Below are 14,472 nucleotides of genomic sequence, written 5' to 3'. Positions count from 1 at the left end.
CGGCGACCGCCGGGGTGGGCGGGGGGGGTGGGGGGGGCGGCGCCGGGGGGGGGGGGGGGGGGGGGGGGTGCGGGGCCCCCCCCCCCCCCCCCCCGCCCCCGTCGGCCCGCCGCCCGCCGGGAACGCCCTCGTCCTCGGCGTCGGTAAAGAGTGGTACAGATGTACGAAGTTCGGCCGGTTGTCCGCCCTAGGATGTGCAGGGTGCTGACGTACCGAAGGACCCTCGCCGCCCCGGCCCTCGTCGCCGCCGCCCTCGTCGTCGCCGCCTGCTCCCCCGGGACCGACGGCGGTGTCACGGACGGGAGGAAGGCCGCGCCCGGGACGGCGCTCGCCGCCGTGGACACCCTCGCCGTCAAGGGCCGCGCCCCGAAGAAGGGGTACGACCGGGAGGAGTTCGGGCGCGCCTGGGTGGACGTGGACCGCAACGGCTGCGGCACCCGCGACGACATCCTCAAGCGGGACCTGACCGGCGTCCGGTACACGGACGGCCACTGCAAGGTCGCCTCCGGCACCCTCACCGACGACCCGTACACCGGGACCACCGTCCCGTACGTCCGGGGCCGCAGCAAGGTCGACATCGACCATGTCGTGGCGCTCTCCGACGCCTGGCAGAAGGGGGCGCAGCAGTGGAGCGCCGAGACCCGGCGCCGCTTCGCCAACGACCCCCTCAACCTCCTCGCCGTCGACGCCGCCACCAACCGCCGCAAGTCCGACGGCGACGCCGCGACCTGGCTGCCGCCGAACACCGGGTACCGCTGCACGTACGTGGCCCGGCAGGTCGCGGTGAAGAAGAAGTACGGGGTGTGGGTGACGGAGGGGGAGCGGGACGCGATGAGGCGGGTCCTGCGCGACTGCCCGCAGCAGAAGCTCCCGTAGGAACTCCTGCGGGGAGGCGGCCCGGCGGGAAAACCGGAGGAGGACCGCGGGAAAACCGGTTGGTGGCCACGGGAACGATCTTTAGCCTGCCCGGATGGACCTGAACATATCGACCCTCGCCGAACGCCCCGAGCTGGAAGGGCCGATGTGGGACATGCGCCACCTCTGGCCCGGGTTCATGATGCACGACCCGGTGGGCTGGGCGAACGTGGGCCAGATCGTGCGGCGGTTCCCGGAGCACGTGCTCGTCGCCACCGACACGGACGGGAGGTTCGTCGCGCGCGGGTTCGCCGTCCCCTTCCGGATGGACCTGGACGGGCGCCGCGCGCTGCCCGACCGGGGCTGGGACGAGGTGCTGCTCTGGGCCTTCTCCGACCTGAGGCAGGACCGGGAGCCCGACACGGTCAGCGCCATCGAGATCACGGTGGACACGGACTTCCTGGGGCGGGGCGTCTCGCACCGGATGCTGACCGCCATGCGGGCCGACGCCGCCGCGCGCGGCTTCCCGGAGCTGGTCGCCCCGGTCCGCCCCAACGGCAAGCACCTGGAGCCCGGCGCGTCCCTCCACGAGTACGCCTTCCGCACCCGCGCGTCCGACGGCCTGCCCCAGGACCCGTGGCTGCGCGTCCACGTGCGCGCGGGCGGCGTGATCGAGGCGGTGGCCCCGGCGTCGATGACCGTCCCCGGCTCGGTCGAGCAGTGGCGGAAATGGACCGGCCTCCCCTTCGACACGGACGGCCCGGTCGAGGTCGGGGGCGCGCTCGTCCCGGTCCACTGCGAGGCCTCGCGCGGCTACGCGGTCTACGTCGAGCCCAACGTGTGGGTGCGGCACCGGATCTGACGCGTCCGCTCCTCCCCCTGCGCACGCGCGTGAGGCGCCGCTCCCCGCGACGTCCCTCACGCGCGTCTCCCTCCGGCCCCCGGCCCCGGGCCCCGGCTTTCCCCGGTCCAGTCCAGGTCCGCGAGGCCTCCGGCTGCCGCTCCTGCCCCTGGCCGAACAGCGCCGCTACGGCGACCGGTTCCGGGCCCTCGCCGCCTTCGAGGAGTCCCCGCGCCGGGCCTCCCGCCTCGGCGACCGGTTGCGGCAGGGTCCGTACGACGGCCTGGCGGAGGGCTCCGTCGCCCCCTGAGGCCCTTCTCGCTCCTTCCCCTTTCTCATCTCTTCGACAACGGTTCCGGGTATCCCGGAACCGTTGTCCGTACGGGTGTATACGCTCGTGTCCGCACCCCATCCGTCCGAGCAGGAGCAGCAGGATGTACGGCCCCACGCAGGTCCCGCAGGTTCCGCAGCCGCCGAAGAGCCCTCTCTCCGCCGGCCGGGTCGCGCTGCTCGTCCTCTTCTGCCTCCTCGCGCTGCTCAGCTGCGGCTTCCTGTCCTGGGCACCGCTGATCCGGCTGGCGTGCGTCACCCGCAGGGCGCGGGACTGGGTGGTGTGCGGCGTGCTGTTCGCGGGGTCGACCGCCCTGTTCTCGTACGCGGCGGCCACCGGCGACGAGGAGACCGGCACGGCGGAGTCCTTCGTCGCGGTCGGAGTGATGGTGGCCCTGGTGGCGGGCTCGATCACGTACTACCTCTTCGGGGAGATCCGCCACGCGGAGCGCCTGCGCACCGCGCCCGCATACGGTCCGGCGGGATACGCGTACGGGAGCAACGGCGTCGCCGCGACCGTCCCGGCCGCTGGCGTGCGGCCGAACCCGTACGCCGCTCCCGTCGCGCACACCCCCGTGCCCCAGCCCCCCGGCCCCCGCATCGACCAGGTCCGCGCCGAGCTCGACGAGCTGAGCGACCTGCTGCGCAAGGAGCCGCGGGAAGGCGAAGGCGGCCGGTGAACGGGCGGGTCGTCGGCGGGCGTTACGAGCTCGCCAGCGTCGTCGGCCAGGGCGGCATGGGCCAGGTCTGGACGGCGTACGACGGGCGCCTCGACCGCCGGGTCGCGGTGAAGCTGCTGCGGCCGGCCGGCATGAACGGGCAGGCCTCCTCCGCCGACGAGCTGCGCCGCCGCTTCGTGCGCGAGTGCCGGGTCACCGCGCGCGTGACCCACCCCGGTCTGGTGACCGTGCACGACGCGGGCAGCGAGGGCGAGGACCTGTACCTCGTCATGCAGTACGTGGAGGGCGCGGACCTCGCCGACCACCTCGCCGAGCACGCCCCGTACCCGTGGGAGTGGGCGGTGTCCGTGGCCGCGCAGCTGTGCGCGGTGCTCGCCGCCGTGCACGCGGTGCCGATCGTGCACCGCGACCTCAAGCCGCGGAACGTGATGGTCCGCCCGGACGGGACGCTGACCGTCCTCGACCTCGGCGTGGCCTCCGTCCTGGACACCGACACCACCCGGCTCACGCACACCGGCTCGCCCATCGGCAGCCCGGCGTACATGGCGCCGGAGCAGGCCATGGGCGGCGCCGTCGGCCCGGCCACCGACCTGTACGCGCTCGGCGTCCTCCTCCACGAACTCCTCAGCGGGAACGTGCCGTTCGCCGGGTCGACCGCGCTCGGCGTGCTGCACCGCCACCTGTACGACCCGCCCGTCCCGCTCCGGCAGCTGCGCCCGGAGGTCCCCGCGGCGCTGGAGGCGCTGGTGCTGCGGCTCCTCGCCAAGGATCCCCGGGACCGCCCGGCCGGCGCGCACGAGGTGTACGAGCACCTGCTGCCGCTGCTGCCCGCGCGCGGCGCCCCGGCGGGCCCGATGGACCCGACCCGGCCCTTCCTGCGCCCGCACGCGCCCTGGCCGGACCGCGCGCGGACGCCGACGGGCCCGGTACGCCCCGTCCCGCCCCCTTCCGTACCGACCCCGCCCGTCCCGGTCCCGCCCGTCCCGCCCCTGCCCACACACGCGCCGACCCCGGTCCCGGGTCCGCCCCCGCAGACCGACCCCCGGCTGTACGCCCAGCCGGGACCGTTCGCGCGTCCGGACGTCGCCGCCGCCGTGGACGAGGTCAAGCGGCTGCTCGCGGAGGGCTCGCTGACCCGGGCCGTGGACGTCCTCGGCGGGATCCTGCCCGCCGCCGAGGCCGAGCACGGGCAGCGCTCGCCGGTCGTCCGCATCCTGCGCAAGCAGTACGCGTCGACGCTGATGGACGACGGCCAGTACCGGCGCGCGCTGCCGGAGCTGCGCCGGCTCGCGGCGGACCGCGAGGCGGAGGCGGGCCCGGCGGACCCGGGGACCCTCCAGTTCCGCTACGACGCGGCGCTGTGCCTGGAGCAGACGGGGGAGACGGCGGCGGCGCTCGCGGAGTTCCGGGCGGTCCTGCCGTACTACGAGCGGGAGCCCGCCCGCGCCTTCGACATCCGGCAGCGGATCGGACTGCTGCTCCTGGCGGCGGGCGAGCACGCGGCCGGCCGGGACCAGCTCCAGCGGCTGTTGTTCGACGCGGAGCGCGCGTACGGGCCGTATCACCCGCTTCCGGGTGAATTGCGCAGGGCGTTGGAGCACCAGCGGATGATGGGGCCGCGCCCCTGACGGGAACGGCCGGCGACGGAGCGGCGTCCCTGACGGGACGGCAGGATCACGACTCGGCAAATGATCGCCCCGTGGATCTTCGTGATCCTTTTTGCCGTTTTTGGCCCATGTAACGTTCGCGTCTGATCATGTCCATACCCGCAAGGAATCCCTCATGACGACGCCGCCCGCGCCCTTCACCCCTGAGCAGCAGCCTGCCCCCGGGCAGCAGCCCGCCCCCGCGAAGAAGGGTTCCGCGATCCTCAAGAAGATCGGCGGTGTCGTCGTCGCGATCATCGTCGCGGTCGCCGTGAAGCTGGGCCTCCCGCACCTCACCGGCGACGCCCCGGTGCACGCCGAGGCCGGCGAGTGCGTCACGGTCACCGGCCCGGAGAACGACCCGAAGATCGACACCGTCGACTGCTCCTCCGGCAAGTCCGACCTCTTCAAGGTCGTCAAGGTCAACGACAACACCTTCGACCTGAACAGCTGCGGCGAGGGCCGGGCGGCGCTCGCGCAGCAGCTCGACTCGGACAAGTTCGTCCTCTGCCTGGAAGAGGTCGCCGCGAAGTAACGCGCGCGTACTCCTCGAAAAGGGCCGGAACCCGTGGCGGGTTCCGGCCCTTCGCCGGTTGCGGAGGGCCCAGGGGTAGCGTGCACCCGGTGGAGAACGAAGAGACCGCGAAGAGCGGACCGACGAAGCCCGAGGTCGCCCTCCCGGAGGGCGACGCCCCCGCCGAGCTGACGACCCGGGACCTCGTCGTCGGGGACGGGGCCGAGGCGAAGCCGGGCAGGGTCGTACGGATCCACTACGTCGGAGTCACCTTCGCCTCCGGGAAGGAGTTCGACTCCTCCTGGGACCGCGACGAGCCGTTCAAGTTCGCCGTGGGCGGCGGCCGGGCCGTCAAGGGCCTGGACCGGGGGATCAGGGGGATGAAGGTCGGCGGCCGGCGCGAGATCGTCGTCCCCCCGCGCCTCGGCTACGGCAAGCAGTCACCCTCGCCGCTGATCCCGGCCCATTCGACCCTCGTCTTCGTGGTGGACCTGCTCTCGGCCTGAGCCGGACCGCGGGGCGGTGGACCGCGGCACGGTGGCCCGTGACGTGGTGAACCGCGACGCGGCGGGATGCGCGGGGTGCGTGCGTCCGTACGGGCGTCGCCGCCGAGGGCCCTCACCGGATCGTGCCGCACCATGACCCGGCCGGACGCGACATCCTCCAAGTACCGGGAGAAAGTACCAACCCCACCCCACCCGCTCTGAGGGATCACACCTGGGGGGCGTCGAACGGAGAGTCACCCGTACGAGCGAACCTGCTCAACTTCGTTGGATCTTGGAGAGGTTGTCTGGCATATGCTCGCGGCTACCGAACTGAAAACAGGTCGGCCCCCACCCGGAACTCTCACACTCCCGGCAGGGGCCTGACCACGAGGAAGAAACCCTATTCCCTTCCCCATGGATAACCAGAACCTTAGCGCGGGCCGTTCCCGCACGGGCGTGATCCACGTGAACACGCCCCAGAAGAGCCGTTACACCGTCATCGGCAACCACCTCGCGCAGCACGAGCACCTCTCGCTGACCGCGATCGGACTCGCCGTCCACATCCAGTCGCTGCCCACCGGCTCCCCGATCGGCATCAAGGAACTCGCCGCCGGCTTCCCGGAGGGCGAGATCCGCATCGCGGCAGCCCTTCGCGAGCTGGAGGCCCACGGCTACCTCGCCCGTACGCGCCTGCGTCAACCGGACGGCCGGATCACGACCCGTACGGTCTCGTACAACCAGCCGCCGGGAAAGGCGTCCGGGAGCCCGTACGAAGACCCGGGCCCGGACCCGGACGAGAAGCCGACGCCGGAGCCGGAGTCCGAGCCGGTACGCGAAGAGGCCCCCGGTCTCCCCACGGGCCCCGCCGCCGAACTGCTCCTCGACCTGCGCCGTCACGACTCCCGCCTGCTGCTCTCGGAAGGGGACGTACGGCGCCTGGTGCCGGGCGTCGACGCGTGGTTCGCGCGGGGCGCCGCCCCGGAAGCCGTCCGCCGCACCCTGCTTGCCACCCTGCCGGACGACCTCGACCGTCCGGCGGGCCTGCTGTCCTACCGGCTGACCCGTCTGCTCCCGCCACCCCTGCCCGCCGGTCCGTCCGTGTCGGCGCCGGACCCGCTCCAGCTCTGCGACACGTGCGAGGAAGTCGCCTTCCGGGCCCCGGAACCGGGCCCGTGCCCACGCTGCCGCGAGGATGCGGCCCTGGCGGCCTGAGCCGCCCGCCCCGCCCCGTACCGCACTGTGTCGCCTGCGCGCTGCTCGTACGGGAACGGCGGGAGGCCCGGGAGCGGTGCGACCGCGGCGCGGAGACGGACGCGAACGTCCTGATGCGCCGTCACCTGGCCCGCGACCAGCCCTGACCGCAACCTTTCGCGTCCCACGGGGGTCCTGGAGGGGAGACGTCACCGGGAGGCGTCACGAGGACCACCGGGGAGCGACCGCGCATGACCGAAGAGACCGCCGTTCAGGGCCGGAAGTTCCGGTTCTCCCCGCGTGCGATGACCCTGGCGGCCGGAGCCCTCGTCCTGGCCGGGGCGGCGGGCCGGTGGGCCGGCCGGGACGGCGGACTGCTCTGGGTGGCCCGGCTGTTCGACCATCCGCTGTTCTTCGGCCTCCTGGTGCTGGGGCTGCTGGCGGCGGCGCTGGTCGTCGCGGTGCGCAGCCTCGTCGTCCGCATCCTGACCGGGGTGGCCTTCGGGCTCGTCCTCCTCGCGGCCTTCCCCCTCTTCCTCTTCGCGTCCTTCGGGGCCGCCTCCGAGACGTCGGACACGGCGGCCCCCGGCCGCGACGACCGCAGCCTCGTGGTCGAGGAGGGGGCGGACATGATCGATCCGCTGTGGTGGGTCTACGTGGACGAGGGCCGGGGGCCGCTGACGCGGCGCTGGAAGGTGGGGTACTTCAACGGCGACGTCGGCGAGAACGCGCTCATGGAGGCCTCCTGGGCGGGCCCCGACCGCGTCCGGCTGGTCACGGGGAGCGCCGAGTACGGGGGCGAACAGGTCCACGTGATCGACCTCGACCGCGAGACGGGCCGGCCCCTCCGCACGGTGACGAAGGGCTGACGGGCCGACCGGTCAGGCCCGGGGCTCGCGCCGCATCGCCCACAGGACCGGGCCGCCGCCCGGCAGGCGGAACTCGTCGCGGACGACGAAGCCGAAGTGCTCGTACACCGGCAGGTTGTCCGGCTTGGAGGACTCCAGGTGGACCGGCAGGCCCGCCGCGTCGGCCCGGGCGAGGCCCGAGCGGAGGAGGGCGGAGCCGTGGCCGAGGCCCCGGGCGGCGGGGTCGGCGCCGATGACGGCGAGGTACCAGTGGGGCTCGGCCGGGCCGTGCCCGGCGGCGGCCGTGACCGCGTCGCGGAAGACCCCGGCCCGGTCGCCCAGGATCTCCTGGAGCTCCCCGATCGTCTCCGCGTCGGGGACGGCCTTCTCCGCGCCCTCGGGCGACACCCAGAAGGCCGCCGCCGCGTCGGTGCGCTCGCACACGCCGTGCGGGCCGTACTGCCGGGTGAAGAGGGTGGTGAAGTACCGGCCGAGGGCCGCCTCGCGGGTGGCGTCGTCGGGGAAGAACCAGCGCATCATCGGGTCGTCGCCGAAGGCGGAGGCCAGCGTGCGGCCGACCGCCGGAGCGTCGCCGATCAGGGCCGTCCTCGGTGCGTTCGTCATGGGCATACGGGTCATTCTGCACCCGTGTCGATCTTGGTCGGCCGGGGGGTGCCGGGAGCCCGGGGTCAGGCGGTCCGTCGGGCGGCGCGGAACAGGCGGACGGCGGCGACGAGGGGAAGGACGACGCCCAGCGCGAGGACGACGAGGATCTCCGTCGGGCCGACGCGCCCTCCGCCGAGGGTGCCGCCGACGACGATCAGCAGGGGGGTGAAGGCCGTGAGGGCGGTCGCGAGCGTCTTGGTGCCCTGTGTCCAGACGTCGGACGTCCACAGCAGGCCGAGGCCCGCGAGCAGGACGAGCAGGCCCACGAGGGGGCTGAAGAGCGTCGCGACGCCGCTGACGCCGAGGAGGACGGCCGCGGGAGCCGTACGGTCCTTCGACCCGCCCCCGTCCCCGGGCGCGGCCGGCGCCTCCGGCTCCTCCGCGCGGGCGGCGGCGACGATCGCGGCGGGGCTGCCGAGGCGGTCGAGGGCGGCGCGGACGGTCTCCGGGTCCCGCTCGTCGCCCACGGCGACGTCGAGGTGTTCGCGCAGGTCCGCGAGGAGTTCCCCGCGGCGCCCGGCCGGGAGGAAGGACGCCTCCCGCTCGACCGTGGCCAGGTAGTCGGTCACGAGGGGGTGCGCGGTGCGGGTCATGCGGAACCTCCGGGAGATGCGGTCAGGAAGTGGTCGACGCCGTCGCGGAAGCGCGGCCAGTCCTCGGTGAACTCGGCGAGCGCGGCCCGGCCGGACGCGGTGAGCGTGTAGTAGCGGCGGGCGGGCCCGGTGGCCGACTCGCGCAGTTCGGTGTCGACGAGACCGTCGCGGCGGAGCCGGGACAGCAGGGGGTAGATCGTGCCCTGGCTGGTGGTCATGACGCTGACGGCGGCCAGCTCGTCGAGGATCTCGACGCCGTAGCGGGGGCCGCCCCGGAGGAGCGCCAGGACGCAGTACTCCAGGACCCCCTTGCGCAGCTGCACGGCGACCCTGCCGGCCGCCTCGGATCTTGCTTCGCCAGGAACCATGCAATGCAAGATACCCCTCGGACGGGGCGCCGATCAACGGTCCGCGTGCGACGATCCCCCGGTGAGCGAACCGACACCGGGGCCCGGCACCGCGCGGACCGGACGCCTCGACCTCGTCCCCCTCTCCGTCGCGCACGCCGACGAGATGGCGGAGGTCCTGGCCGACCCCGCCCTGCACGCCTTCATCGGGGGCGCCCCGCTGTCCCCGCCCGAACTGCGCGCGCGGTACGAGCGGTTGACCGCCGGCTCCCCGGACCCGGCCGTGACCTGGCTCAACTGGGTGGTACGGCTCCGCTCCGAGGACCGGCTCACCGGCACCGTGCAGGCGACCGTCACCGACGGCGGCCGGGTCGCGGAGGTCGCGTGGGTCGTCGGCACGGCCTGGCAGGGGCGTGGCATCGCGCGCGAGGCGGCCGGGGGCCTGGTCGGACTGCTCGCGGCCCGGGGCGTGCGGACCGTCGTCGCCCACGTCCACCCCGGCCACACGGCCTCCGCCGCCGTCGCCCGCGCGACCGGCCTCGCCCCCACCGACCGGGTGGAGGACGGCGAGGTGCGCTGGGAGCTGCGGACGGGCTAGGCCCTGTCCGGCACGGGCGTGGACCCCGTACGTCCGGGTACGCGGCGGGAGAGACCGTCCGGGAGGGTTGTGTTGGCCATGCATGGAGGAGGCGTGCTCCTCGCCGTCTGCGCGACGGCGTGCGCCGCCGTGCTCGGCGTCCGTCAGGCGCGCAAGGAGACGCGGGAGGCAAGGGAGGCGCGGGAGTCGGTGTGGCGCGCGCCGTCCGGCGGAGCGGGGGCGGGAGGCGGAAGAGCCGTCTTCGGCGTCGTGGCGCTGCTCGCCCTCGTCCCGTTCCTGCTCGTCACGCTCACCCACGGGTACGGCACGGAGAACAGGATCTCGGCCGTCCCCCTCCGGGAGATCCTGGACGCCTCGGCCCACTCCGACGTGGACCTCTCGGACGTGCGGGCCGTCAACCTCATCGGGAACGTCCTCCTGCTCGTCCCCTTCGGCGCGGCCGCCGCGTTCCTGTGGGCGGGCCGGAGGCGCGTGCTCAAGACCGCCCTGGCCGGGGCGGCGTTCTCCCTCATCGTCGAGGTGGCGCAGTACGCGCTCTCCCTGGGCCGCGTCTCGTCCGTCGACGACGTCCTCCTCAACACCGCCGGTGCCGCCCTGGGCGCCTTCCTGGTCCGCCGCTGGACCCGCAGGACGCGGTCGCGACGACTCACCCTGCCGAGGCCCTCGCGCGTCGGCGGAAGGACCTGAGCGCGGGGAAGGACCTGAGTCCGGCGCCGCACAGCAGCGCGACCGCCGCCACCGCCCCCGCCGCGAGGCCCGCCCGCAGGCCCGGCGGGCGGAAGGAGCAGGACAGCTCCGTGCGGCCGGGTCCGAGGGGGACCGCCAGGAGGCCGCCGTACGCGGTCGGTTCGGCGCCCTCGCAGTGCCAGCCCGCTATGCCCGGGGCCGCCACGACCGCCGTGCCGCCGCCCGGCGGGAGGACGGCCCGTATCCCGGACGGGGTGACGTCGACCGAGACCGCCGCGCGGGCGCGCAGGGCCGCGACCGCCGTCCGCAGGCGCTCGTGGTCCAGGCAGCCGAGTTCGCCGGGGCCCGGCAGCGACGGCCGCAGTCCGGGGGTCCGCTGGAACCCGAGGGACGCCATCGCCGCCTGCCGCTTCGGCCGCCCGCCCAGGAGCCGCACCTCGCGGTCGCCGAGCCGGGCCGGGCCCGTGGCGTCCGGGGCCCAGAGGAAGACCTCCGTACCGACCCGGCACGCGCCCGCGTGCGGAGCCTCGTACACCCGGGAGCCGAGCAGGAGTTCCTGGTTGCGGAAGGGCGAGCGGCCGTAGGCCGGGGGCGGGCCCGGCGGTCGTACCGTCACCAGGGACAGGCGCGTGTCCGTACGGACCACCGCGCCGTCCCGCCAGCGCGCGCCCACCCCGAACAGCGCGTCCGTCACCGGGTTGTCCGGGCCGAACAGGTTCCGGCCCCGCGAGGTCCAGCCGCCGCCGAGGGCGTCGAGCGCGGCCGTGAGGACCGCCGGGGTGTGGCTGCTGTAGTACGCGGCACCCTGGCCGCCCAGGAGCAGCGGGTCGTTGCCCGCGACCCGGGGCAGGCCCGGGTCCGTGCGGTACGCGGGCCAGCCGTCCGCCGCCGCCAGGGCCGCCGCCCGCCGCTCCTGCTCCGGGCCGAGCGGCGGGTAGTCGTCGAGCCGCACGAGCCGCTCCCGGTCCGCGTACGCCGTGGTCGCCGCCGCCTGGCCGAGGAGCGTGCCCGTGACGAGGAGCGCGGCGAGCACGCCGTACCGGCCCCGGCGGGGGAGGAGCAGGGCCCCCGCCACGGCCGCGAGGCCCGCGCCCGCGAGGACGAGCGCCCAGGGGGTGAGGACCGGGCTCGGCAGCGCCGCGAGGGCCAGGGCCAGGACGACCGCCGAGCCGCCGGCGACCGCCCGGCGGGCGGGACGGCCGTACGTCAGCGTCGTCCAGGCCGTCAGGACCAGGACCCCGGACAGGACGAACGTCTGCCGGTACGGGCTGCCGTTGGGCGTCGCGAAGGCGTGCCAGAACAGGTGCGTCGGCCCCCACCGCATCGACGCCGCCACCGCCGCGCACAGCCCCGGCCACAGCCACCGCTCCCGGCCCGGCACGTCCCGGCGGAAGAGCAGCGCCGCCGCGAGCAGCGGGACCGCCGTGCAGACGAAGGCCGCCGGGGTCGCGAAGCCGTACGTCACCGGGAGCAGCCGGGCGAGGAAGTCCGTCCCGGCCACCGGGGCGAACTCCCGCACCAGGCCCGGGTGGGCGTGCCGGGAGCCGAGGAGGACCGGCAGGAGCACGGGGGCCGCGAGGGCCACCCCGATCCCCGTCGTCACCGCCGCCCGCGCCAGGGTCCGCGCCCGGAAGGAGTCCGTCACCGCCAGGCGGACCAGGAGGACCAGGGCCGCGCCCAGGGTCGCCATGTACGCCGTGTAGAAGTTCGCGACCCAGCAGACCGCCACCACCAGCGGGCCCAGGAACGGCCGGCGCCCCTCCCGCACCCACTCGCCCACCAGACAGAGGAGGGGGAGGGCGATCAGGCCGTCCAGCCACATCGGGTTGTACGCGCCCTCCGCGAGGGACCAGCCGCACAGCGCGTACGCGGCTCCGAGCACCGCCGCCCACCACCACGTGCCCGGGCCGAGGCGGCGCAGCAGGAACGTCATCGCCGCCGCCGCGACCGCCGTCTTCAGGACGGTGACCGCGTACACCGCGTACTCGACGTCCCCGCGCGGGAGGAGCGCCACCAGCGGGGCGAACGGGCTCGACAGGTACGTGCCGTAGTCGGGCAGGAAGGACGTGCCCCAGCCCGCCCGCCAGTCCAGGAGGAGCCCGCCGTCCGCCCGGCCCCGCAACAGGTCCCACAGGTGCGCGTGGAACGGCACGAACTGGTTGGCGAGGTCGTTGACGGCCCGGTGGCGCGGCCCGAAGGGGAAGACCCGGGCGGCGGCGTCCCCGCCGCAGACGGCGACGGCGGAGAGGAGGGCGGACAGCAGGCAGGAGCGCGTGGTGTTCGGCATGACGGGTCGAATATGTCAGCGGGAAAGGGCGGAACCACGGGCCCGGAAGGGCCGTTCACGCGATGGTCGCCCGGAGTCCATCCGTCCGGTCCGGCCGGGTCACCGCACTCCGTTGTCGTGGTCCGCGTGCTGCTCTCGATCGTCGTGCCGTGCTTCAACGAGGAAGACGTCCTCGCCCGCTTCCACGCCCGCGTGACCGATGAACTCGGCAGCCTTGAGGGCGAGTTCGAGATCGTCTACGTGGACGACGGAAGCCGGGACGGGACCCTTCCGCTCCTGCGGGACCTCGCCTCGTGCGACCCGCGCCGGGTCCGCTACCTCTCCTTCAGCCGGAACTTCGGCAAGGAGGCCGCGATGCTCGCCGGTCTGCGGCACGCGTCCGGCGACGCCGTCGTGATCATGGACGCCGACCTCCAGCACCCTCCCGAGCTGGTCCACCGGATGGTCGCGCTGCACGCCGAGGGGTACGACCAGGTCGTGGCCCGCCGCACCCGCGAGGGCGACCGGGTCACCCGCACCCTCACCGCCCGCCTCTACTACCGGGCGATCAACCGGCTCGTCGACGTCGAGCTGGTCGACGGCGTCGGCGACTTCCGGCTGCTGTCCCGCCGGACCGTCGACGCGGTCCTCGACCTCGGCGAGTACAACCGCTTCTCCAAGGGCCTCTTCGCCTGGGTCGGCTTCCGCACCACGACCTTCTCCTACGAGAACGCCGTCCGCGAGCAGGGCCGCTCCAAGTGGTCCTTCGGCAAGCTCCTCAACTACGGCCTCGACGGGCTGCTCTCCTTCAACAACAAGCCGCTGCGCGCCGCCGTCCACCTCGGCCTCCTGCTGCTCGTCGTCGCCCTCGGCTACGCGGCCTGGATCGTCGGCGACGCCCTGATCAACGGCGTCGACACCCCCGGCTACGTCACCCTCCTCGTCACCGTCACCGCCCTCGCCGGCGTCCAGATGGTCATGGTCGGGCTCATCGGGGAGTACGTCGGCCGCATCTACTACGAGGTGAAACGCCGGCCCCACTACCTGCTGAAGGAGGCCGGGGGCGAAGGAGGGGAACGCGCGGGACGGGCCGACACCCGGGTGACGGGTGAGTCGTTGTGGGAAACAGTCGCTCCGAAGTAGTGGCTCCGGCCCCGGCGACTGCCTACCATCGATCACCGCAGGGTCGTCCAACTGACGCACGACCAGCCCGGGAGGCTCCTTTGCACCGCCGCACGCAGCCCCGTCCGCAGTCCCGCACCGCGCAGGACCGCACGCCCCGCCGCACCGCGCTCGCCGTCTCCGCCGCGCTCCTCGCCGCGGCCCCGCTGCTCACCGCCTGCGGCGGCGACGCCCACCCGGGAGCCGCGGCCGTCGTCGGCGGCGAGCGCATCGACGTCGCCAGCCTCCAGGCACAGGTGAAGGACGTCCGGGACGCGCAGGCCGCCTCCCCGGAGTCCGCGCAGCTCGTCGCCTCCACCGGCGACCTCGGCCGCCGCAAGCTCAACAGCATGATCTTCGACCGGATCGTCGAGCGGGTCGCCCGCGACCACGGCGTCACCGCCGACCGCGCCGAGCTCCAGCGGACCCGCACCGCCTTCGTCCGCCAGAGCGGCGGCGAGGACCGGCTCGCCACCGCCCTCCTCCAGGAGCAGGGCGTCGCCCCCGGCCAGATCGACGACGTCGTCCGCCGCAACGTCCTCCTCGGCAAGATCGCCGAGAAGGTAGGCGCCGACGACAGCCCCGAGGGCCAGAAGAAGCTGACGGACGTCTTCACCGCCGCCTCCAAGGACCTCGGCGTCGACGTGAACCCGCGCTACGGCGCCTGGGACGACACCCAGATCCAGCTGGCCTCCGCCACCGCGCCCTGGCTGCGGCAGGTCAGCGGGGCCCCGGACGCCGTCGGGGCCGGTGCCTGAGGCCGG

The 14,472-nt window shown here is 74.5% G+C and carries 16 protein-coding genes; 12 read left to right on the top strand and 4 right to left on the bottom strand.

All coding sequences use genetic code 11. The features are described 5' to 3' along the window. Positions 1 to 192: 192 nt before the first annotated feature. The 8 genes from ACFY7E_RS31965 (at position 193) to ACFY7E_RS31930 (ending at position 7,411) form a co-directional block, all read left to right on the top strand. Positions 193 to 876: an HNH endonuclease family protein gene (locus ACFY7E_RS31965; RefSeq protein WP_383444397.1), complete on the top strand. Its 684-nt coding sequence runs from the start codon at positions 193 to 195 to the stop codon at positions 874 to 876. A gap of 94 nt (positions 877 to 970) precedes the next feature. Continuing rightward, a complete protein-coding gene (locus ACFY7E_RS31960; protein ID WP_389491149.1) occupies positions 971 to 1,717 on the top strand; it encodes an N-acetyltransferase in 747 nt (248 codons plus the stop codon). A gap of 413 nt (positions 1,718 to 2,130) precedes the next feature. Continuing rightward, entirely contained in the window at positions 2,131 to 2,706 is a 576-nt protein-coding gene (locus tag ACFY7E_RS31955; RefSeq protein ID WP_389491147.1) for a hypothetical protein, read from the top strand. After that, entirely contained in the window at positions 2,703 to 4,334 is a 1,632-nt protein-coding gene (locus ACFY7E_RS31950) for a protein kinase (protein ID WP_389491145.1), read from the top strand. The genes ACFY7E_RS31955 and ACFY7E_RS31950 overlap by 4 nt, the downstream gene beginning before the upstream one ends. 154 nt (positions 4,335 to 4,488) lie before the next feature. Then, positions 4,489 to 4,887, top strand: coding sequence for a hypothetical protein (locus tag ACFY7E_RS31945; protein ID WP_389491143.1), 399 nt, complete (start codon positions 4,489 to 4,491; stop codon positions 4,885 to 4,887). Positions 4,888 to 4,976: 89 nt separating this feature from the next. Next, on the top strand, positions 4,977 to 5,372 hold the full coding sequence (locus tag ACFY7E_RS31940; RefSeq protein WP_389491141.1) for an FKBP-type peptidyl-prolyl cis-trans isomerase: 396 nt from the start codon (positions 4,977 to 4,979) through the stop codon (positions 5,370 to 5,372). Positions 5,373 to 5,765: 393 nt separating this feature from the next. Next, a complete protein-coding gene (locus tag ACFY7E_RS31935; RefSeq protein ID WP_389491139.1) occupies positions 5,766 to 6,563 on the top strand; it encodes a helix-turn-helix domain-containing protein in 798 nt (265 codons plus the stop codon). A gap of 230 nt (positions 6,564 to 6,793) precedes the next feature. Next, positions 6,794 to 7,411: a hypothetical protein gene (locus tag ACFY7E_RS31930; RefSeq protein ID WP_389491137.1), complete on the top strand. Its 618-nt coding sequence runs from the start codon at positions 6,794 to 6,796 to the stop codon at positions 7,409 to 7,411. 12 nt (positions 7,412 to 7,423) lie between these two features. On the opposite strand, the gene ACFY7E_RS31925 is transcribed toward ACFY7E_RS31930, so the two are convergent. The 3 genes from ACFY7E_RS31925 to ACFY7E_RS31915 are packed head-to-tail and all read right to left on the bottom strand — an operon-like array spanning position 7,424 to position 9,017. Then, entirely contained in the window at positions 7,424 to 8,029 is a 606-nt protein-coding gene (locus ACFY7E_RS31925) for a GNAT family N-acetyltransferase (RefSeq protein ID WP_389491134.1), read from the bottom strand. Positions 8,030 to 8,079: 50 nt separating this feature from the next. Further along, complete coding sequence (locus tag ACFY7E_RS31920) at positions 8,080 to 8,649, bottom strand: HAAS signaling domain-containing protein (RefSeq protein WP_389491132.1); 570 nt, start codon at positions 8,647 to 8,649, stop codon at positions 8,080 to 8,082. Further along, the gene (locus ACFY7E_RS31915; RefSeq protein WP_383440300.1) at positions 8,646 to 9,017 is read right to left on the bottom strand and encodes a PadR family transcriptional regulator; all 372 of its coding nucleotides are present in this window, start codon (positions 9,015 to 9,017) and stop codon (positions 8,646 to 8,648) included. The genes ACFY7E_RS31920 and ACFY7E_RS31915 overlap by 4 nt, the downstream gene beginning before the upstream one ends. Before the next feature lie 61 nt (positions 9,018 to 9,078). Here ACFY7E_RS31915 and ACFY7E_RS31910 point away from each other — a divergent pair, with 61 nt between their 5' ends. After that, positions 9,079 to 9,594 (top strand): GNAT family N-acetyltransferase, encoded by a 516-nt coding sequence (locus ACFY7E_RS31910; RefSeq protein ID WP_389491129.1) that lies wholly within the window; start codon positions 9,079 to 9,081, stop codon positions 9,592 to 9,594. Positions 9,595 to 9,687: 93 nt separating this feature from the next. Continuing rightward, positions 9,688 to 10,281: a VanZ family protein gene (locus ACFY7E_RS31905; protein WP_389491127.1), complete on the top strand. Its 594-nt coding sequence runs from the start codon at positions 9,688 to 9,690 to the stop codon at positions 10,279 to 10,281. On the opposite strand, the gene ACFY7E_RS31900 is transcribed toward ACFY7E_RS31905, so the two are convergent. Beyond that, positions 10,241 to 12,568 carry a YfhO family protein gene (locus ACFY7E_RS31900; protein WP_389491126.1) on the bottom strand — a complete coding sequence of 776 codons (2,328 nt, stop codon included), beginning with the start codon at positions 12,566 to 12,568 and terminating at the stop codon, positions 10,241 to 10,243. The two genes, ACFY7E_RS31905 and ACFY7E_RS31900, sit on opposite strands and share 41 nt — an antisense overlap. Positions 12,569 to 12,694: 126 nt before the next feature. Here ACFY7E_RS31900 and ACFY7E_RS31895 point away from each other — a divergent pair, with 126 nt between their 5' ends. Both ACFY7E_RS31895 and ACFY7E_RS31890 read left to right on the top strand, forming a co-directional pair. Further along, positions 12,695 to 13,690, top strand: coding sequence for a glycosyltransferase family 2 protein (locus tag ACFY7E_RS31895; RefSeq protein ID WP_389491123.1), 996 nt, complete (start codon positions 12,695 to 12,697; stop codon positions 13,688 to 13,690). Between the two features lie 80 nt (positions 13,691 to 13,770). After that, positions 13,771 to 14,466, top strand: a complete 696-nt coding sequence (locus ACFY7E_RS31890) for a SurA N-terminal domain-containing protein (protein ID WP_389491121.1) — start codon at positions 13,771 to 13,773, stop codon at positions 14,464 to 14,466. Positions 14,467 to 14,472: the final 6 nt, after the last annotated feature.

Source organism: Streptomyces sp. NPDC012825, assembly GCF_042900925.1.
GTDB lineage: Bacteria > Actinomycetota > Actinomycetes > Streptomycetales > Streptomycetaceae > Streptomyces.
The sequence above is the reverse complement of the archived record's forward strand: the minus strand, read 5'-3'. Positions and strand labels throughout refer to the sequence as shown.